Source organism: Pontibacter fetidus (assembly GCF_010119545.1).
GTDB lineage: Bacteria > Bacteroidota > Bacteroidia > Cytophagales > Hymenobacteraceae > Pontibacter > Pontibacter fetidus.
This window is the reverse complement of the sequence record NZ_JAAEAA010000002.1, coordinates 174,081-193,652: the sequence shown is the minus strand read 5'-3', so window position 1 is coordinate 193,652 and position 19,572 is coordinate 174,081. Positions and strand designations below refer to the sequence as shown.

Sequence of the window (19,572 nt, the reverse complement as noted above, 5' to 3'; positions counted from 1 at the left end):
ACTTTTACTTTACGTTTTTAATAGCTTGTGTTAGCCAGAGCTGCTTTATTTAATACGCGAAACAAAGGCCTGGTATGCCCAGTACCCAATAAACAACCAGATAATCACAATTATGGCAGCCATAGTATAGTTTACTTTGCGGGGGCGTTGCAGTTGTTCTCTGGCCTTGTGGCGGTACTCATCCAGTACCTCTGCGGGCATCAGTTTTATAGTTAGCCAAATGCCCAGCGGCAACAATAGCAGGTCATCCAGGTAGCCCAGCACAGGTATAAAGTCTGGTACCAGGTCGATGGGGCTGAAAGCGTAGGCTACTGTTATAACCAGCACTACTTTGGCCAGAAACGGAATGCGTGGGTCCCGCGAGGCCAGGTACAGGGTATAAATGTCTTCTTTCAGTTTGCGAACAATCTCTTTCCATTTGCGGAGCATAGTTTATACTACGGGAAGCAGCAGGGCAGGAGTTGGGTTTTATAGTTATGTGTTAAAAAGAGCCTGTGTATTTGACGTATAAATCGCTATATTTCTACTTGAAACACCCCTAACTATAACCTTACCCCAAATGCATAAAACGTTACTGACTATACTTGGTGCCGGACTGCTTGTCTTGCCTGCCACTGCCCAGGATACCAAACTACTTGCCCGGGCCAACACCATGGCCGATAAACTGGAGCCGAAAGTAATAGAATGGCGCCGCGACTTCCATCAGTACCCCGAGCTGGGTAACCGCGAAACCAAAACGGCCGCCAAAATTGCTGCTGAGTTAAAACGCCTGGGCATTGAAGTAGAAACCGGCGTGGCTAAAACCGGCGTGGTTGGTATACTAAAAGGCGGCAAGCCCGGACCTGTAGTGGCCCTTCGTGCCGATATAGACGGATTGCCTGTAACCGAACGCGCCGACCTGGCTTTTGCATCTAAAGAAAAGAGTACCTACAACGGCCAGGAGGTAGGCGTAATGCACGCCTGCGGACACGATACCCATATTGCCATGCTACTTGGCGCTGCCGAGATTCTGGCAAGCATGAAAAAAGACCTGAAAGGTACGGTAAAGTTTATTTTTCAGCCTGCCGAAGAAGGCTCCCCGGTTGGAGAAGAAGGCGGTGCTTATCTGATGGTAAAAGAAGGTGTGCTGACCAAAGGCCCTAAACCGGAAGTTATTTTCGGACTTCACATAAATTCCCAGACCGAAGTTGGGCAGCTAAAGTACAGGCCGGGCGGAACTATGGCCAGCGCCGATATTTTCAGGATAAATGTAAAGGGCAAACAGGTGCATGGCGCTTACCCGTGGGCCGGCGTAGACCCGATCGTGGTTTCGGCACAGATCATTAACGGCCTGCAAACTATAATTAGCCGCCAAACCGAACTGGCTGAAGATGCGGCTGTAGTTACTGTAGGAAGTATACATGGAGGTGTGCGGAATAACATTATACCCGAAGAGGTGAAGATGGAAGGAACTATACGCGCTCTGAACACCGACATGCAGAAAAAGATACATGAAAAGGTAAAGCTCACTGCCACTAAAATTGCCGAAAGTGCCGGTGCAATTGCCGAAGTATCTTTCCATCCGCAAACGCCGGTGACCTACAACGACCCTGCCTTAACTGAAAAGATGCTGCCAACCCTGCAAGCCGTAGCTGGTCGCGAGAACGTGATCCTGACCAAAGCAGTAACGGGTGCCGAAGATTTTGCTTTTTTCCAGGAGAAAATTCCGGGTTTATACCTATTTGTAGGCGGCATGAAAAAGGGCACTAATCCTGAAAAAGCACCCGCGCACCACACTCCTGATTTCTATATTGATGAGGCAGGTATGAAACTGGGCGTAAAAACGCTTACGCATTTAACGCTGAACTATATGGAGGGGAAGGGGAAGAAATAACTATAGTTTATATATTGCCCGAACCGGCAAGCTTGTGTTATTGCAACACAAGCTTGCCGGTTGTTTTTTGCCTATCCTGGGTAGTTAAAGTATAAAAGTATAAACCCGATGTGGCAGTAGGTCTGTTAACGTCAGTTGTTCCAGGTTGTAATTGCCGCTGAAGTATAAGCTTGCCCTGTAAACTATAAATGCTAAGTATAGCCGGCTTTTCAGCCTGAACGGTAAATTTGTTTTGTACCTGGTTCGGGTAAATGAGGTATGTTGCGTTGGCTAGTTCTTCAGGGGTGGCGGTTGGTAGTTGGTTGGTAACTATAACCTGTAGCTGCATTTCTTTTACGATCGGATTTCCTGCAAAAGAAGCTCTTTCGCCTGCCATGCGGGCAGGATTGTAAGTGGCTTTAAAGATAATAGGCTGCGGATCCTGGGTTAATTGCGCTTCGCTTGGCTGAAAAAGCAATTCTCCAACTTTGCCTTCGGTCGTATCACGAACAGTAAAATCAAATTGTTTGGCATTGGCTGCTAAAGGGCTTTCAACAGTTAACGAGAGTGCATAGCCGTCTACCTTCTCTGCGAATATGCTGAATTTTGCAGCCTTGTTTACCGACACTACAAAAAAACCATTGTCAGATTTTTGCACGTTACCTAAGCCAGCTAAACTAATAATAGGTTGGTCTGAGCGTATGATTAAGCCAATAGAAGTAGTTGCTAAATTGTTGTAACCCATGCCGGTGTTACTACTGCCATAAAAGCTGATAAAGTAAGGCCGGCTTCTGATCAGGTTTTCTGTTGGAGTAAACCTGAATTTGCCTATAGTTCCGCTGGCTGATTTTTCTGTAGTATAGCTAACAGGCACTTTTAAAACCTGTGTCAGTTCGCTTATAAAATGATTTACCTGCGAGCCCGGAGCAAGCGCCGGATTCAGATCTCCATAGTTCAGTTGTATCTCAAGCTCCTTATTTATTTTGGCTACAACATAGCCTTCGGGGCTGTACGTTTGGTTTTGCTGTTTGCTTAGGTGTAGGTTTCTTTCAGGTCTGTCATACACCGAGATTTGCATGTCGTAAATTACTTCCCCGATTCTTACACCATTACGCCATTCCTCAACCGCTACTGCAAAAATATAGTCTCCCTGCCGGCATGGCGAATCCCAGGCCAGTTGCCCGTCTCTTGCTGCTATCTCAAACCTGCTGTTTGCAGAGAAATCAGCTGTACGGCAATTAAAAAGCTGTTTTGGAAAACTATAGCCAGGCACAGAAGCAACCTGGCCACTAGCCTCCATGCGTAAAGGTGCTCTTAATTTATAAGAGAGGCTGTCGCCGTCAGGATCGTAGGCCAGTAGGTTATAGTTAAGGGGCTGCCCGAATTGCGCAATGATGGCATCAGGGCCCAGAAACTGCAGGCTGCTGTTAAAGCCTCTTAAAGTATTAACATTTATAGTAGTTGCTAAATAAAGTGTAAGCTGGTCGCTGGGTGGGGTTACATTTAAGATATTCGGATTGCGGTTTATGCCATTCCAGCTAACGGTGTAAGTGCCGTCGGCTGCAAAAGTATATTCCCATAAAAAGGTTTCACGGTCATAGGCGCTGTTAATGCTGGTAACCGATAGCCGGGGCACCACTTTATGAACGCCATCGCCCATCCGCACTTCTATAGTTGGATCATCAGCCTGAGAAGCCTTGTCGGTAATAAGAACAGCTTTGAAAAAGAACTTTCTGGGGTTTGGGTGTTGGGTTGTGTCTTTTTTATAAGTGATAAAACCGCCCCGCAAATGTGTAGCCGAAGCGCTTACAAAACACAGCAACAGGCAAACGATAAGTATAAGTTGTTTCATAGGGTAAGGTTAAACTATAAGAAAGATAACAGGATCTTTTTTAAAGTATAGCAATTTAATAATATAAACCTTACCTTAAGCTATGAAACCACTGGCAGGCGAATTGTTGTTGTGCCACAAGCGCTATATCCGTACTTTTGTGGATAACTCGCACCTGAATGTATGAAACACCCCATTTATAGTTATATAACCGCCCTGTTGCTGGCGGGCTCCGTAGTGGGTTGCCAGCCAAAAGTATGGCAGGCCCAAACGCCAAACCTCGAGCAAACCGACGTAGCCATAGACAGCACTCTAACCGCCGACCCGGAAGCCGAGGCCATGATAGCGCCTTACCGCACGCAGGTAAGCGCCAAAATGAATGAGGTAATTGGCACAGCGGCCACCGAGTTACGAAAAGGTGACTACGAATCGCCGCTGGGTAACTTTGTTGTAGACCTCATGCTGGCGCAAACGAATAAACTGGTAGCTACCCCGGCAGATATGGCCCAGACAACCAACGGCGGTCTGCGGGTGCCGCTTCCGGCAGGGCCTGTAAATGTGGGCAATGTTTTTGAACTGATGCCTTTCGAGAACGAGGTGGTTATACTTACCTTGGATGGCTCTACTACTAAAGAAATGTTTGATTTTGCAGCCAAGACCGGCATCTCACCCATTGCTAATGCTACTTATACGGTGAAAGATGGCGCGGCTACCGATATTAAAATAGGAGGCAAACCACTGGACCTTACCCGTACCTATACCGTCGTAACATCAGATTACATTGCTGGTGGCGGCGATAACATGACGATGTTCAAGAAAAATCTGAAGACCGAAAAAGTAGGTATTATGATGCGCGACATGATACTCAAGCATATAAAAGAACTGACAGCTAACGGTAAACAACTTACTGCTGATACCAAAAAGCGAGTAGCCGGTGTAACGCAAAAATAGAAAGCCATGAAGAGAAGAGATTTTTTAAAGTATAGCGCTGTGGGCGCCGCCGGCTTAACTATAGTTGGCTTACCGTTTACCTCCGAAGCTGCCAGCAAAACTATAAGACTTACCATACTGCACACCAACGATCAGCACTCGCGCATCGATCCGTTTCCGAACGACGGGCGCAAGTATGGCGGCATGGGCGGTATGGCCCGCCGTGCCAGCCTGGTAGAAAAGATACGCAAACAGGAGCCAAACGTACTGTTGCTCGACTCCGGTGATATCTGGCAGGGTACGCCCTACTTCAACTTTTTTAACGGCGAGCTGGAGTATAAATTGATGAGCGACATGAAATACGATGCCGCTACCTTGGGCAACCACGACTTCGACCTCGGGCTGGAAGGGCTGGCAAAACAATTACCGCTGGCTAGTTTCGAGTTTCTGAATGCCAACTACGACTTTTCTAAAACCATACTGGCAGGTAAGTTTAAGCCATATAAGGTTTTTGAAAAAGACGGGCTGAAAATTGGCGTGTTTGGCTTAGGTATAGAACTGGAAGGTTTGGTTGGTAAAAAGCAGTTTGGCGAAACCCTATACATAGACCCCGTAGCCAAAGCGCAGGAAATGGTAACCGAGCTCCGCGAAAACCAGAAATGTCACATGGTAGTCTGCCTGTCGCATTTGGGCTATAGTTACGAAACCGATAAAATAGACGACCGCAAACTGGCTGCAAAAGTACCTGGCATCGACCTGATATTAGGTGGCCACACGCATACTTTTATGGAGCAGCCAGAGGTATTGCGCCATGAGTCGGGCCACGAAACGCTGATAAACCAGGTAGGCTGGAGTGGTATCTATTTAGGACGTATCGACTTTGAATTCAATAAAAAAACGAAGCAAAAGACAAGTATAAAAACGGCTGCGCTGCCTGTAGATAACCCTGTATTAACTTCGTGAAAAAATAATTTTTTGTTTACTTATATTTAAGCAAATTTGTAGCCCCCTGTCGGTTAAGGAGAGATTTGCTTCACCAAAATAGTCTTGTGAGCTGTGGAAAACTGGATGATTAAAGATTGTACAACTGTATGGAGTAATTGCCTGCAGGTGATTAAGGAAAATATTGGCGAACAGAGCTTTAAAACCTGGTTTGAGCCGATTAAACCGATATCGCTGCGCGATGGCGTGCTAACTATACAAGTGCCGAGCCAGTTCTTTTACGAGTGGCTGGAGGAGCATTATGTACAGCTTTTAAAGAAAGTTATCTACCAGGAACTGGGCGCCGAAGGCCGCCTGGAATACTCGATTATAGTTGACCGCGGCAACGAGTCTAACAAGCCACAAACGGTTAACATCCCGACTAAAAAAATACCGGCAGCAGTCGTTAATTCTTACCGCCCGGAGCAGAACTTTATCAAGAGCCCGTTCGAGTCGAAGACGATTGACCGCAACTTCCTGAACTCACAGCTTAACCCAACCTATACGTTCGAGAATTATATTGAGGGAGACTGTAACCGATTGGCACGCTCTGCTGGGTATGCGGTGGCTAACAAACCAGGTACCACCTCTTTTAACCCGCTGATGGTGTATGGTGGGGTAGGTCTTGGTAAAACGCACCTAGTGCAGGCCATTGGTAACCACATCAAAAACAGTAATCCCGAAAAGTTTGTATTATATGTGTCGTCAGAAAAGTTCGTGAACCAGTTCATCGAATCTTTGAAAACGAACAACGTGCAGGATTTCGCTAACTTCTATCTGTTGGTAGATATCCTGATCATTGACGACGTGCAGTTTTTGAGCGGCAAAGAGAAGACGCAGGAAATGTTCTTCCACATCTTTAACCACCTGCACCAGTCCGGCAAACAGATCGTGATGACCTCTGACTGTCCGCCACGCGACCTGAAAGGCCTGGAAGAGCGACTGTTGTCGCGCTTTAAGTGGGGTTTAACAGCAGACTTACAAAGCCCGGATTTTGAAACGCGTATGGCCATCATCCAGAAAAAGATGCAGGGCGACGGCATTGATATTCCGGATAACGTGATAGAGTACCTGGCCTATAGCGTGGATACTAACGTGCGTGAGCTGGAAGGTGTTTTGATCTCTCTGATCGCGCAGTCATCCCTGAACCGTAAAGAGATTGATCTGGAGCTTGCCAAGCAGGCCCTGAAACATATTATCGAGGATGTTGAGACAGAAGTAAACCTTGACTTCATCCAGAAAACCGTAGCCGAATATTTCCAGGTAAGCCTGGACTCGCTGAAAGCCAAAACGCGTAAAAAAGAGATTGTAACAGCGCGCCAGGTGGCCATGTACTTTGCCAAAGAGTTTACGAGCCACTCGCTTAAGTCTATCGGTTACCATTTCGGTGGCCGCGACCACAGTACCGTTATTCACTCCGTCCAAACCGTTTCCGACCTGATCGATACGGACAAGAAATTTAAAGCGAGCATACAGGAATTACAGAAAAAATTTAAGTCGAAAGCCGGATAGAAAAACTCTACTTTATAAATAACCAGGGCTATAGTTGCAAAAACTATAGCCCTGGTTTGTTTTTAAGGGTTCTGAACTATAAACAATAGCGCGAGCGTCCTCGCTCGTGAAATACTATAGTTTGGCCTCTGGCCGATGGATGATGAATCTTCACAGCTAACTACTTTTCATGGTTGCCGTAAGTCATCCCCCTATCTCCTTCAAAGAGAGACGATCAGCAATGTTTAATTCAAAAAAATGTTTTATGTTAGTAGATAAAGTCCCCCTTTGAAGGGGGCAGGGTGATGAAATCGTTAAGGAAAATTGGGGCAACTTATACACAAAAAAAGCTCGGGCTATACTTGATAAAAGTATAGCCCGAGCTTTTTATAGTTTAACCTATTGGTTACTTACTTGCTTCAGTTACTTCAAAGCCATGCTGCGTAGCTAAATCGCGAACCTTGCTTTTTATTTTTTCTTTGTCCTTACGCTTGCGAACCTGTTTCAGATCAAAGTACGTTTGGTTGTCGTTGTTTTCAGTAACGCGCAGGGCCAGCGGCGAAATATGCACTGCCTTAATATCAGGTATCGCTACCACAAATTTAGGGCGGAACACACCATTTTTGCGCACAATGTACTCCGGCGTTACCTCAATGTAAGACTGAAACCCGAAAATAGACGTGTTCTGAAGGATGACATATACCAGGAAAGCAATTGCCAGCCCGAAAAAAGCATAAAACAACACCGACTCACCAGTTGACCTGTCTGAAAATGCCAGCATGGCTGCCCATACTACCCACAAAAGTGTAAGCATAAGCTGAATGGTGAACGACAGCTTGGCGCTGCGCGAAGGACTTAACTGAATGAATAACGACGATCGTGCACTGCTACTGCCAGATGCTGCCATGCTTTACTTTTTTAGTGAAACAAAATGCCGTTTTTTGCGGGCTAGTGCAAGATAATAAATTATTCTGTAAGTGTAGCGCTAACGGTAATTTCAGGTACCGATGCCAGTGCTTTAGAAACCGGGCAGCCGGTTTTAGCATCCTTTACAAGCTTTTGGAAATCAGAGTCCTGCATGTTTGGTATTTTAGCTTCCGTAGTTAAAGCAATCTTCAGGATGGTAGGTGCGCCATCGGTTTCGCCTAAGGTTACATCAGCGTTCGTTTTTATATAATCCGCTTTCAGGTTTTGCTTGTCAACCAGGGCGCTCAGAAACATCGAAAAGCAACCGGCATGCGCGGCCCCAATTAACTCTTCGGGCGAGGTGGCTTTGGTGTCGTCTCCGAAACGCGACGCGAAGGAATAGCCCGTTTTTACGTTGCCACGGCCGGTCTCAAATTCCCCGTTGCCTTCTTTCAGGCTGCCGTTCCATTGTGCTTTTGCTTTGTGCTGCTTCATAGTTTTATAATTTAGATAAAGTGTAGAATTAAGTTTATGGTTATAGCTTACTTGTTTGTTCTGTTTTTGGTTGATTAAGCTACTGCACAGAAGGCGTTACGAACTATAACTTTATGCCATTAACTGATATCTCCCTATATTTACCAACTATAAACTGTAAGAAATATGGGTGTAAAGGCGTGGTTGAGTAAATACCTGGCAGCGTATGTGCATAAAAAACAGCAGCATTGGATACAGCATCCGGTGGAAGCGCAACAGGCCATTTTCAGAAAGATCATCTCCGGTGCAAAACACACCGCTTTTGGGCGCGACCATACTTTCGGAAGTATAAAAACCCATGCCGATTTTGTAAAAGCTGTACCAGTGCGCGATTACGAAGGGCTAAGCAATTATTTTAACCGCATTAAACAAGGCGAAATTGATATTACCTGGCCGGGTAAACCAATTTACCTAGCAAAAACATCAGGTACCACCTCCGGCACCAAGTACATCCCGATCACCAAAGACTCTATCCCTAACCACATAAACGGCGCTAAAAATGCGCTGCTGGCTTATATTCATGAAACCGGAAATGCTCAGTTCCTGGATGGCAAGCTAATTTTTTTGTCGGGGAGCCCGGTGCTAGATGAAGTGGGCGGCATTAAAACCGGCCGGCTTTCGGGTATCGTAAACCACCATGTACCCGGTTACCTGCGCACCAACCAACTGCCGAGCTACGAAACCAATTGCATCGAAGACTGGGAACATAAACTCGACGAGATTATTGAAGAGACCATAGATCAGGACATGACTTTGATCTCGGGTATTCCGCCATGGGTGCAAATGTATTTCGATAAGCTGATGCGACAGACCGGGAAGCAGATAAAAGATATCTTTCCAAACTTTTCGCTGTTTGTATACGGTGGCGTAAACTTTGAGCCGTACCGCAAAAAAATGTTCGAGTCGATTGGCCGGCAGGTTGATAGCATCGAAACGTTTCCGGCTTCGGAAGGCTTTTTTGCTTACCAGAACGAGCAGAATGACAAAGGTTTGTTGTTGCTATTGGATGCCGGCATTTTCTATGAATTTATACCTGTAGAAGAATATTTTAACGAGAACCCGACCCGCTTAACGATTGGTGAAGTAGAGTTGGGCAAAAACTATGCGCTGGTGATTAACAGCAATGCCGGCTTGTGGGGATACTCTATCGGCGATACGGTTAAGTTTACAAGTATAAAACCATACAAGCTTATAGTTAGCGGTCGCATAAAACACTTTATTTCGGCGTTTGGAGAACACGTGATTGGTGAGGAAGTAGAAAAGGCTATGCAGCAGACCATTCAGAAATTTCCGACGGCCGAGCTGGTTGAGTTTACCGTTGCCCCATTCGTAAGCAGCGGCGAAGGCGAATCGTATCACGAATGGCTGGTAGAGTTCTCGAAAGCCCCGAATAATGTAGATGACTTTGAAAAAGAGCTGAATGAACAATTGCAAAAACTCAATAGCTACTACGACGACCTGATCACGGGAAATATCTTAGCTAACCTGAAAGTACGCGTGCTGCCACTTGGTACGTTTCGTAATTACATGAAATCGCAGGGCAAACTGGGCGGACAGAACAAAGTACCAAGGCTGAGCAACGACCGAAATTTAGCGCAGGGTTTGCTGGAAGTAGCGAAGCTATAGTTGGACCAGTGATTAAGGGGATTGCTCTGATTTATAGGATTGGTGGCTTTTGCTATAGTTGGTGGCTATTGTTTTAGAATTACGGTTGGTCATCCCCCTGTCCCCTTCAAAGGGGGACTTTTCTCTATTAGCTATAGTTTAGATTTTAGTTCTATAAGTTACGGTATTGAGCGGACAGGTCGCGACCAGTCCCTACGGAATTACAACCACGAGAAAGAACCGATCTTCTCTAGCTAAAAGCAAGAAAGGAAACGAAGGATAAGACTATAGCTATCGAATTGTTAGCAGTCTTTGGGTTGAGCGCCTTGTAGATTTCCGGTGCCGTCAGGCATTGCGACGCAGGAGCAAAGGAAATGTACACCGCGCGATGCCCAAAGACGGGGCCTCTCGGCCCAGGAGGGAGCCAGCTAAACTATAGAACTGTAGGTTCATAGAGCTCCCAGGATCAGAAGCAACTATAGGACGACGGCTCGTTTCCAGTGGTATGCAAAGCAACTATAGGACATATAAGATGTCTCGACTGCGCTCGACATGACAAAAGGGAAACTATAGTCTATAAAACATCCCTGAGCTAACGTCTGAATTGATAAAAACTATAGTTAAGAAAATACCCGGAAAGACACTCAACACGATAAAAACTGCAAATACCATCAAAAGACACTAAATTTGTCTTTTGATCTTCAAAAAGATAATGAAAAGAATAGCCATACTTGGTTCAACAGGCTCTATTGGTACGCAAGCGCTGGACGTGATTGCGGCCAACCCGGAGAGTTTTGAACTGGAAGTTATAACCGCTTATAATAATGCTGATCTGCTGATTGAACAGGCCTTGTTGTTTAAGCCTAATGTGGTCGTAATTGGTCGCGAAGACTTGTACGAACAGGTGCGCGATGCCCTGCAGCACGAGGACATAAAAGTCTACGCCGGTGCCAGTGCCCTGTGCTCAGTAGTAGAGATGGGTACCGTGGATATGGTGCTGACCGCTATGGTCGGGTATGCCGGACTTCAGCCAACGATACGCGCCATACAAGCCGGTAAAGAAATTGCCTTAGCCAACAAAGAAACCCTGGTAGTAGCAGGTCAGCTGATAACTGAACTGGCACGTGAAAAAGGTGTGAACATTTACCCTGTTGATTCTGAGCATAGCGCTATTTTTCAGTGCCTGGCTGGTGAGTTCCATAACCCAATCGAGAAAATTATACTTACCGCCTCTGGTGGGCCATTCCGTGGCAGAACTATAGAGGAGCTTAAATTTGTAACCAAAGCCCAGGCCCTGAAACACCCGAACTGGGACATGGGCGCCAAGATAACGATAGACTCGGCCAGCCTGATGAACAAAGGTCTGGAAGTGATTGAAGCAAAGTGGCTGTTCGGGCTGCGCAACGATCAGATCGAAGTGGTGGTGCATCCGCAGTCTATCATCCACTCATTGGTGCAGTTTGAGGATGGCTCTCTAAAAGCACAAATGGGCCTGCCTGATATGAAACTGCCGATACAGTATGCCATGGGTTACCCAAATCGCCTGAAGTCTGATTTTCCGAGATTCAACTTTATGGATTACCCGCAGCTTACCTTTGAGCAGCCTGACCTGAAGACCTTCCGGAATTTGCAGCTGGCTTTTGATGCGATGGCGCAGGGCGGAAATATGCCGTGTATACTTAATGCGGCTAATGAAGTAGCTGTAAGCGCTTTCTTAAAAGACGAAGTCGGATTTCTGGAGATGTCGGATCTGATAGAAAGCTGTATGGCAAAAGTTACGTATATTGCAAACCCTTCTCTCTCGGACTATGTTGATACAGATAGGGAAACCCGCCTGCTGGCCACCGATTTTGTGAAAAACAAAACGATTTAGCCAGTTATCGGTTCTTTTTAACACAAATTATACTTGCATATTTTTCTTAGATGGACATAGTAATCATGGTTGCCCAGTTAATTCTGGGACTTACAATTTTAGTTGGTTTGCACGAACTGGGGCACATGCTCACAGCAAAGTGGTTTGGCATGCGCGTAGAGAAGTACGCCATCGGTTTTCCGCCAAAAGTATTCGGTAAAAAGATAGGCGAAACAGAATATATGCTGGGCCTTATTCCGCTGGGTGGCTTCGTGAAGATCTCGGGTATGGTGGATGAGTCGATGGACACAGAAGCACTGAAAGAAGAACCAAAACCATGGGAGTTCCGCGCTAAACCAGCCTGGCAGCGCCTTATAGTTATGATGGGAGGTATTATTGTAAACGTGATTACAGGTATCGTTATTTACATTTGTCTTACTTATAACTATGGCGAAAATTACCTGCCGGCAAAAGAAGTAAAGTATGGCGTAGCTCCTAACGAGATAGGTAAAGAGATCGGTTTCCAGACGGGCGATAAAATTGTGGCCGTAAATGGCAAACCACTGGAGAAGTTTGAAGACGTTTACTCGATGGATGCCTTACTAAACCAGGATGCATTTTATACAGTAGAGCGCAACGGCGAAAAAGTAAACATACCTGTGCCGGTTGACCTGATGGATAAGCTGGCCGATAAGGAAGAGCGCATGTTGTTTGTGCAGCCGCGCCAACCGTTTATGGTTGACCAGGTAATGGCAGGCAGCAATGCAGCTGATGCCGGCCTACAACCCGGCGATTATATCCTGACTGTTAACGGCCAGGAAGCCCGCTTCTTCGATGAGTTTAGACAACTGATGGTTAAGAATGCCGGAAAACCGATAACGATGCAGGTGGAGCGTGGCGAGAAAGTGATCGACCTGAAAGCTAATGTAGAAGCAGACGGCACGCTGGGCTTTATTCAGAAACCATTGCTGAACTATGCTACAAAAGAATATAGCATCGGTGAAGCAATTCCGGCTGGTACGGAGCAGGCCTTTGGTGTAATTACCGCTAACCTTAAAGGCTTTGGAAAGATATTCCGTGGCGAGGTTTCGGCTTCTAAATCAGTGAGCGGCCCAATAGGGATAGCGCAGATCTTCGGTGATACCTTTAACTGGTATAAATTCTGGTCTATAACGGCTATGCTGTCTATGGTGTTGGCCTTTATGAACTTCCTGCCGATTCCGGCGCTGGATGGCGGCCACGTTATGTTCCTGACTTACGAGATGATCAGCGGTCGCAAGCCTTCGGATAATTTCCTCGAGAACGCCCAAAAAGTAGGAATGGTGTTGCTGTTAGGCTTGATGGCTTTCGCGATCTTTAACGACGTATTTAAGTTGCTCTTCTAACAAAACAGAAGTATAACTAACTATAAACAAAAACGCTGTCGCCGCAAAACGACAGCGTTTTTGTTAACTATAAGCCGAGCTGAACTATAGAATCTGTAATCTGGTTCAGTAATTGATACAGGAAAAAAGTATCTTACCATTTGAATGTATAGCCTTAGTTGATACAACAGCTATAGTTTTCGCAGACCAGAGTTATCAAGTATAAACCATGCATATCAAAACCCTTTTAGTAGCTATACTTTGCCTGTTAGGTAGTACTGTAGCTATGGCCCACGACTACCATTCCAGCATTACCGATATCAAGTTTAACCCGCGCACGCAAAGCCTGCAGGTTGCTATTAAGGTTTATACCGATGACCTGGAGAACGCTTTAACAAAAAGAAGCAAAAGCAAAGTTACCTATAGTGCCAACTCTGAAAGTATAAAACAGCAACTGGCAGGGTATATGGCAGCGTCTATGTCGTTTGAAGTAACAAAAGGTAAGCCGCTAAAGCAACGCTTTATTGGCTCTGAAGAAGAAGCAGATGTGGTTTGGGTATACCTGGAAGTGCCTGTGCAAAATGCAAACCTGTCGGAACTATACATTAAGAATGCGGTGCTTACCGAGGTGTTTGATGACCAGATGAACATCGTGAACCTGGATTACAAAGGCAAAGTGCAGAGCATGCTGTTGCAGCGCGATGAGACCGGAAAGAAACTAACGTTCTAACCAGCTCGACTGCCCCAAAGCATAGACTGTAGTTTAAAAAGAGCTCCTAACAATATAACAGCCACCAGGTTACCTGTTAAGAAAGGTACTACTAATCTTTCGAGGTTGGTGAGTTGGAGCCGGTAGGGTAGGTTCGTCAACATAAACAAAGTGCCTATAAAACCAACCAGTATCCAGTAAGGCATCCACGAGAGCCAAGGCTTTGGTTTAATAGCTATAGTTGGTAGCGTGCTGATATGCCAAAGTATAAACCCAAGCCCAACAAAGGTACTGGTATGCTGTATAACCCGCGAAAGCGGCAGGTCAATCAACCCCAATGACACGCGCTGCAGAAAAAAGCCTTTATAGTTGCGTACAAAAAACTCCTGTTCGTGCGTAAAGCTGTCCCAGAACAAGTGCGTAAAAGAACCGATGATAGCTGAAATAGCAAAGATGTGCCCATTGCGCAGCAGGTAGCTCCCCAGTTTTACAGGCTTAACCGCTAATGCCCGTTTCCTGAAATAGTCTGGCAAGTTAGAAATTACCTGCTCCCGAACCAGCACATGGAAAAGTATAGCCAGTGCCAGCGCCATGGGCAGGTCAAAAATAAAAATGCCTTTAATAGAATGGCTTAACTTGCCAAAGCTGCGGTACGATATAAAGTAGGCAAAATCCGGGGCTATACTTCCAACTATAAGTCCGGTAACAGAGAGCCACCGGCTTTGCAGGCGTTGCAGGGGTAAAATAAGTGCTGGGTGTGCGGCCGTAAAAGGCATACTATAGTTTTAATTTACCGACCGCCTCTGTCTACTTTCTCTGGTTTAATTACTTTAAACTCTACCCGGCGGTTTATGCGGCGGTCTTCTTCATTTTTCTCTTCGCGCAGGGGCTTGCTGCTGCCAAAACCAAACGACTCTATACGCCCGTGGCCAATATTGCCTTCCTGCTCAATGTATTTCCGGATAGCATCGGCCCGGTCCTGCGACAGCGTAAAGTTAAATTCCGGGTCGCCGGCACTATCCGTATGGCCTGATATCTCTAACCTATACGTCGGATGATCTAAGAGGAATAACGCCACTTCATCCAGTATGGGTTTCATGCCGTCTTTTATGTCCGACTCGTTCTGGTCAAATTCGATATTCTTAAACACTAACGGCACACTATAATCTATTAGTGTGGTCATAATTTGAAAAGCAGTATCCTGCTGCAGTGAGATCTCCCGCTCTATGGTAAAGAAGTCAGGGCTCTGTATCAGCATCATGTACTTGGTGTTGTCGATCAGGTCAAACTCAAAGGTGCCGTCCGGGCGGATATACTTGGACGAAATCTCGATGCCATTTTCCAGGTCGATGACGGAGATGATACCTGAAAGCGGTTTGTTAGTAAGCGAATCAACAAGTGTTCCTTCTATTTTGGTTACAGCCAGTGGGTGCGCTTCCATGGGCAGCGGAAACGAAAATAGGTCGAGGTTATGCAGGTCGCTGGCTTCGGAGCGGGCATAGTATAAGTTCTTAGACTTGGAGTCGATAGAAAAATAATACTCACTGCCACGGCCGTTAACTAATGGGCCAATATTGCGTGGCTCCTGCCACTGGCCACCTACACGGTATGTTTTATAAATATCGAAATCGCCGAAGTTGTATAGCTGCCCGCGTGAGCTAAAGTATAGAACCTGGTAAAGCGGGTGAAAGAACGGGCTTACTTCGCTTTCGCGGGTGTTTATTACTGGGCCGGCATTTTCCGCTTTAGACCATTCGCCTTTCCTGTTTTTGTAAGTATAATAAATATCTGATAATCCGAAACCGCCCAGCCTGTCGGAGGCAAAGTAAATTGTATCCTCGTTAGCGGTAAGGGTGGGTTGCGAGTCCCAGGCGGAGGAATTTACCTCGGCACCCAGATTTTGAATATTGCCCCAGGTACCATCTTCTTGTTTGGTAGCCACATACAGGTCACAGTTTCCATACCCATCCGGCGATTCGCAGCGGGCAAAGTATAAGGTGTTGCCGTCTCGGCTAAGGCAGGCAGAGCCTTCGTTGTAAATGCTGTTTATAGGTTTGCCAAAAGATTTTGCTGTTTCCCAGTAGCCGTTTTCCTGGCGGGAGTAGAAAAGGTCTTCGTTGGCGCGGCCGTTAATACCTTGTGTGTTGCGCTGCGAAGTAAATATCAATACCTCATCTTCAGAGTTTATAGTTGGGCCGTAATCTTCGAAAGGAGAGTTGATGGAGTTACCCATGTTCAGGTAAACACCTTTGGGAGGCTGAAACGTGGCAACCGACTTGCGGTATTCCACCATCTCGTAATAGTATTTCAGCGGAACATAATAGTCTTTGGTATTCTGCTCCAGCGAGTCGTAGTAAGAGTAAACCCGGCGTACGTCGGAGCGGTGGTGTTTGAGCACCATCCGGTAAAGTGCTTTTGCTTTATCGGCCTGGCCTTGTTTTTCGAGTAACTGGCCCAGTCGCCATATCAGGGGAGTATCTTTGTAAAAGTTCTCTATCCCGAAGTTGTTCACGTAAGCCTCCAGCAGCGGGAGCACTTCGTTGTAGCGTCGTTTTTTTTCCAGCTTTTGGATGGCAGAGAGTTTTTTCTCGTCGTGGTAGTAGGGGAGTTTGTTCAGGTTCGGGAACGTGATCTGTACTTCCTGCTTCGGGGCTTTTTTGTGCACCTTCATGCCCGATCCAGACTCAAGGGGAATATGCTTATACTCCTGTGCCTGACAAAGCGCTGGTATAAGTATGAAAAGTAACCTAAGCAGGTACAATCTGTTCATTTTCCGCTTCTTTTTACCTGATGGTCAAAGATATTAATTTTGAACTATATTTTTGTAATTAAATACCTGGCATGTCATTTTATTTTAGGCAAAATACCTGATATCTTTAACCCTGAACCATTGCGTCAGTGATCTATAGTTGGCACAAGTCTTGACTATAGTACATCAATTCGGAAAAAGCCATGTGTATGGCCTTTTTTATGTCATTCTGGCATTGACACAAACTATGAACTATACTTTGAATAACTTTCTGCATAACCTTTTACTTAGCTCAGCTTCTGATAACGACAACGGTGAAGTGATCTCGGTCATCACCACAGACCCTGAAGAAGAAATACCTGCGGCAGAACTCCCGGCAGAGCTGCCTATACTTGCTGTGCGCAACACCGTACTTTTTCCGGGTGTTGTATTGCCTATTACTGTTAGCCGTAAAAAATCGGTGCGCCTGGTACGCAAAGCCTACAAAGGCGATAAAACCATTGGGGTAGTAGCCCAGAAAAACACGAACGCCGACGACCCATCGCCGGAAGACCTGTTTAGTGTTGGTACGGTGGCGCGTATACTTAAGATGCTGGTGCTGCCTGACGGCAACACAACTATAATTATACAAGGCCATAGCCGCTTTAAGATCGAGGAGATAACCCAGGAAGACCCTTACTTAACAGCGCGTGTAAGTTACTGCCAGGAAACTAACCTGAACAAAAAAGATAAGGAAGTAAAAGCACTAGTACAGTCGCTGAAAGATGCTGCTGCCAAGATACTGAAGCTGAACCCTGAGATACCGCAGGAAGCCCAGGTTGCGCTTGATAACATTGATAGCCCTGCTTTCCTGACGCATTTCCTGTCGAGTAACCTGAATGTAGAAGTTGCTCAGAAACAGCAGCTACTGGAAGTGAACGACGGCACAGAGCGTGGCACACAGTTGCTACAGCTTATGTTGCGCGAAGTACAGTTACTGGAGCTGAAGCAGGAAATTCATACCAAAGTACATACTGATATAGACCAGCAGCAGCGCGACTATTTCCTGCGTCAGCAGATTAAAGTGTTGCAGGATGAGTTGGGGCAGGAAGGTCCGGACAAGGAAATCGAGAACTTCAGGGACCGCGCTGTAAAGAAAAAATGGCCGGAAGCTGTTGCCAAGCATTTCAAAAAAGAGATAGACAAACTGGCCCGCCTTAACCCGCAGGCTGCTGAATACCCGGTAGCGGTAAACTATATCGAGTTTTTGTTGGACCTGCCTTGGAAAGAGTATACCAAGGACAACTTTAACCTGAAGCGCACCAAAAAGATACTGGACACAGACCATTACGGACTGGAGAAAGTAAAGGAACGCATCCTGGAGTACCTGGCTGTACTAAAGCTGAAAAACGATATGAAGGCGCCTATACTTTGCCTGTACGGTCCTCCGGGTGTTGGTAAAACCTCACTTGGTCGTTCTATAGCTGCAAGTTTGGGTCGTAAGTATGTCAGAATGTCACTGGGTGGTGTTAGGGATGAAGCAGAAATTCGTGGCCATAGAAGAACGTATGTTGGCGCTATGCCCGGTAAGATCATCAGCCAGATCAAAAAAGTAGGTTCTGGTAACCCGGTTATCATCCTGGACGAGATCGATAAGCTTGCTTCTGACTTCCGTGGCGATCCGTCTTCAGCTTTGCTGGAGGTACTGGACCCGGAGCAGAATCACACGTTTATGGATAACTACCTGGATGTGGAATATGATCTGTCGAAAGTCCTTTTCATAGCTACTGCCAACTCACTGGATACCATACAGCCTGCCCTGCGCGACCGTATGGAAATTATTGAGCTGACCGGTTATACGATGGAAGAGAAGCTAGAAATAGCAAAACGCCACCTGGTACCAAAGCAGATAAAAGAGCACGGCTTGCTGGAAGAAGATGTAAAGATCACAAAACCAGCCCTGCAGAAAGTAATTGAGGACTATACCCGTGAATCGGGTGTGCGTAGCCTTGAGCGTAAAATAGGCCAGCTGGTACGCCACATTGCCAAACTAAAGGCGATGGAAGAAGAATATCCGCATACTATAAAGCCGGAAGATGTAACCAAAATTATGGGTGCCGAAATCTTCGACAAAGAGATCTACCAGGATATTGATACAGCTGGCGTGGTTACAGGCCTGGCCTGGACATCCGTTGGCGGTGACATCCTGTTCGTGGAATCTATACTTAGCAAGGGTAAAGGTAAGCTTACACTATCCGGACAGTTAGGTGATGTGATGAAGGAATCGGCAGTTACGGCACTTTCTTACCTGAAAGCCCATGCCAATTTGCTGGATATAGACTATAGAATTTTTGACCAGTACGACCTGCATATCCACTTCCCCGAAGGTGCTGTTCCAAAAGACGGGCCATCGGCAGGTATTGCTATTTTTACGTCTATTGCATCAATGTTTACGCAACGTAAAGTGCGTAGCCGTTTAGCCATGACTGGTGAGATTACGTTGCGTGGTAAAGTGTTGCCGGTAGGTGGTATAAAAGAAAAGATACTGGCTGCCAAGCGCGCCGGTGTAACGGATATTATACTTTGCCAGAAAAACCGCAAAGATATAAACGAGATCCCGGAGCAATACATCAAAGGCCTGAACATCCATTACGTGGATAAGGTAGATGACGTGATTAAAATAGCCCTGCTGAAAGAAAAAGTAAAGCACCCACTTGACCTGACCGTTACCGAAGACCGAAAGATGGAAGTGGAGTAAGGACTGATTTTGAACTTTGATTGAGTGGATG

15 protein-coding genes are annotated in these 19,572 nt (G+C 46.1%); 9 read left to right on the top strand and 6 right to left on the bottom strand.

The window, feature by feature from the left end:
- Nucleotides 1-45: 45 nt before the first annotated feature.
- The gene (locus tag GWO68_RS01940; RefSeq protein WP_162344717.1) at nucleotides 46-429 is read right to left on the bottom strand and encodes a YkvA family protein; all 384 of its coding nucleotides are present in this window, start codon (nucleotides 427-429) and stop codon (nucleotides 46-48) included.
- A 130-nt stretch (nucleotides 430-559) separates the two neighbouring features.
- Here GWO68_RS01940 and GWO68_RS01935 point away from each other — a divergent pair, with 130 nt between their 5' ends.
- On the top strand, nucleotides 560-1,873 hold the full coding sequence (locus tag GWO68_RS01935) for an amidohydrolase (RefSeq protein WP_162344716.1): 1,314 nt from the start codon (nucleotides 560-562) through the stop codon (nucleotides 1,871-1,873).
- Nucleotides 1,874-1,910: 37 nt separating this feature from the next.
- Here GWO68_RS01935 and GWO68_RS01930 read toward each other — a convergent pair whose 3' ends face one another.
- Nucleotides 1,911-3,704 carry a T9SS type A sorting domain-containing protein gene (locus GWO68_RS01930; RefSeq protein ID WP_162344715.1) on the bottom strand — a complete coding sequence of 598 codons (1,794 nt, stop codon included), beginning with the start codon at nucleotides 3,702-3,704 and terminating at the stop codon, nucleotides 1,911-1,913.
- Nucleotides 3,705-3,866: 162 nt separating this feature from the next.
- On the opposite strand from GWO68_RS01930, the gene GWO68_RS01925 reads away from it, so the two are divergent.
- The 3 genes from GWO68_RS01925 (at nucleotide 3,867) to dnaA (ending at nucleotide 7,106) form a co-directional block, all read left to right on the top strand.
- Nucleotides 3,867-4,634, top strand: coding sequence for a 5'-nucleotidase C-terminal domain-containing protein (locus GWO68_RS01925; protein WP_162344714.1), 768 nt, complete (start codon nucleotides 3,867-3,869; stop codon nucleotides 4,632-4,634).
- Between the two features lie 6 nt (nucleotides 4,635-4,640).
- Nucleotides 4,641-5,576 (top strand): metallophosphoesterase, encoded by a 936-nt coding sequence (locus GWO68_RS01920; protein ID WP_162344713.1) that lies wholly within the window; start codon nucleotides 4,641-4,643, stop codon nucleotides 5,574-5,576.
- Between the two features lie 105 nt (nucleotides 5,577-5,681).
- Nucleotides 5,682-7,106, top strand: coding sequence for a chromosomal replication initiator protein DnaA (dnaA, locus tag GWO68_RS01915; protein WP_162344712.1), 1,425 nt, complete (start codon nucleotides 5,682-5,684; stop codon nucleotides 7,104-7,106).
- 385 nt (nucleotides 7,107-7,491) lie between these two features.
- Here dnaA and GWO68_RS01910 read toward each other — a convergent pair whose 3' ends face one another.
- Complete coding sequence (locus GWO68_RS01910; RefSeq protein WP_202923638.1) at nucleotides 7,492-7,992, bottom strand: hypothetical protein; 501 nt, start codon at nucleotides 7,990-7,992, stop codon at nucleotides 7,492-7,494.
- Between the two features lie 59 nt (nucleotides 7,993-8,051).
- On the bottom strand, nucleotides 8,052-8,486 hold the full coding sequence (locus tag GWO68_RS01905; RefSeq protein ID WP_162344711.1) for an OsmC family peroxiredoxin: 435 nt from the start codon (nucleotides 8,484-8,486) through the stop codon (nucleotides 8,052-8,054).
- 165 nt (nucleotides 8,487-8,651) lie between these two features.
- On the opposite strand from GWO68_RS01905, the gene GWO68_RS01900 reads away from it, so the two are divergent.
- The 4 genes from GWO68_RS01900 (at nucleotide 8,652) to GWO68_RS01885 (ending at nucleotide 14,076) form a co-directional block, all read left to right on the top strand.
- On the top strand, nucleotides 8,652-10,151 hold the full coding sequence (locus GWO68_RS01900; protein WP_162344710.1) for a GH3 auxin-responsive promoter family protein: 1,500 nt from the start codon (nucleotides 8,652-8,654) through the stop codon (nucleotides 10,149-10,151).
- 691 nt (nucleotides 10,152-10,842) lie between these two features.
- Nucleotides 10,843-12,003, top strand: coding sequence for a 1-deoxy-D-xylulose-5-phosphate reductoisomerase (locus GWO68_RS01895; RefSeq protein ID WP_162344709.1), 1,161 nt, complete (start codon nucleotides 10,843-10,845; stop codon nucleotides 12,001-12,003).
- A gap of 50 nt (nucleotides 12,004-12,053) precedes the next feature.
- Complete coding sequence (rseP, locus tag GWO68_RS01890) at nucleotides 12,054-13,367, top strand: RIP metalloprotease RseP (protein ID WP_162344708.1); 1,314 nt, start codon at nucleotides 12,054-12,056, stop codon at nucleotides 13,365-13,367.
- A 208-nt stretch (nucleotides 13,368-13,575) separates the two neighbouring features.
- The gene (locus GWO68_RS01885) at nucleotides 13,576-14,076 is read left to right on the top strand and encodes a DUF6702 family protein (protein WP_162344707.1); all 501 of its coding nucleotides are present in this window, start codon (nucleotides 13,576-13,578) and stop codon (nucleotides 14,074-14,076) included.
- Here the strand turns inward: GWO68_RS01885 and GWO68_RS01880 are convergent.
- Nucleotides 14,073-14,831 (bottom strand): DUF4184 family protein, encoded by a 759-nt coding sequence (locus GWO68_RS01880; RefSeq protein WP_162344706.1) that lies wholly within the window; start codon nucleotides 14,829-14,831, stop codon nucleotides 14,073-14,075. The genes GWO68_RS01885 and GWO68_RS01880 overlap by 4 nt on opposite strands.
- A gap of 14 nt (nucleotides 14,832-14,845) precedes the next feature.
- Entirely contained in the window at nucleotides 14,846-16,825 is a 1,980-nt protein-coding gene (locus GWO68_RS01875) for an OmpA family protein (protein ID WP_162344705.1), read from the bottom strand.
- Nucleotides 16,826-17,051: 226 nt separating this feature from the next.
- Between GWO68_RS01875 and lon the strand changes: the two genes are divergently transcribed.
- Nucleotides 17,052-19,541, top strand: a complete 2,490-nt coding sequence (gene lon, locus GWO68_RS01870) for an endopeptidase La (protein ID WP_162344704.1) — start codon at nucleotides 17,052-17,054, stop codon at nucleotides 19,539-19,541.
- Nucleotides 19,542-19,572: the final 31 nt, after the last annotated feature.

Excerpts from the sequence above, each read along its gene's own strand:
- GWO68_RS01905 (WP_162344711.1), bottom strand. The coding sequence starts at position 8,486 with ATGAAGCAGCACAAAGCAAAAGCACAATGGAACGGCAGCCTGAAAGAA.
- lon (WP_162344704.1), top strand. The coding sequence starts at position 17,052 with ATGAACTATACTTTGAATAACTTTCTGCATAACCTTTTACTTAGCTCA.
- rseP (WP_162344708.1), top strand. The coding sequence starts at position 12,054 with ATGGACATAGTAATCATGGTTGCCCAGTTAATTCTGGGACTTACAATT.
- GWO68_RS01920 (WP_162344713.1), top strand. The coding sequence starts at position 4,641 with ATGAAGAGAAGAGATTTTTTAAAGTATAGCGCTGTGGGCGCCGCCGGC.
- GWO68_RS01880 (WP_162344706.1), bottom strand. The coding sequence starts at position 14,831 with ATGCCTTTTACGGCCGCACACCCAGCACTTATTTTACCCCTGCAACGC.
- GWO68_RS01940 (WP_162344717.1), bottom strand. The coding sequence starts at position 429 with ATGCTCCGCAAATGGAAAGAGATTGTTCGCAAACTGAAAGAAGACATT.
- GWO68_RS01895 (WP_162344709.1), top strand. The coding sequence starts at position 10,843 with ATGAAAAGAATAGCCATACTTGGTTCAACAGGCTCTATTGGTACGCAA.
- GWO68_RS01925 (WP_162344714.1), top strand. The coding sequence starts at position 3,867 with ATGAAACACCCCATTTATAGTTATATAACCGCCCTGTTGCTGGCGGGC.
- GWO68_RS01875 (WP_162344705.1), bottom strand. The coding sequence starts at position 16,825 with ATGAACAGATTGTACCTGCTTAGGTTACTTTTCATACTTATACCAGCG.
- GWO68_RS01885 (WP_162344707.1), top strand. The coding sequence starts at position 13,576 with ATGCATATCAAAACCCTTTTAGTAGCTATACTTTGCCTGTTAGGTAGT.
- GWO68_RS01910 (WP_202923638.1), bottom strand. The coding sequence starts at position 7,992 with ATGGCAGCATCTGGCAGTAGCAGTGCACGATCGTCGTTATTCATTCAG.
- GWO68_RS01900 (WP_162344710.1), top strand. The coding sequence starts at position 8,652 with ATGGGTGTAAAGGCGTGGTTGAGTAAATACCTGGCAGCGTATGTGCAT.
- dnaA (WP_162344712.1), top strand. The coding sequence starts at position 5,682 with ATGATTAAAGATTGTACAACTGTATGGAGTAATTGCCTGCAGGTGATT.
- GWO68_RS01935 (WP_162344716.1), top strand. The coding sequence starts at position 560 with ATGCATAAAACGTTACTGACTATACTTGGTGCCGGACTGCTTGTCTTG.
- GWO68_RS01930 (WP_162344715.1), bottom strand. The coding sequence starts at position 3,704 with ATGAAACAACTTATACTTATCGTTTGCCTGTTGCTGTGTTTTGTAAGC.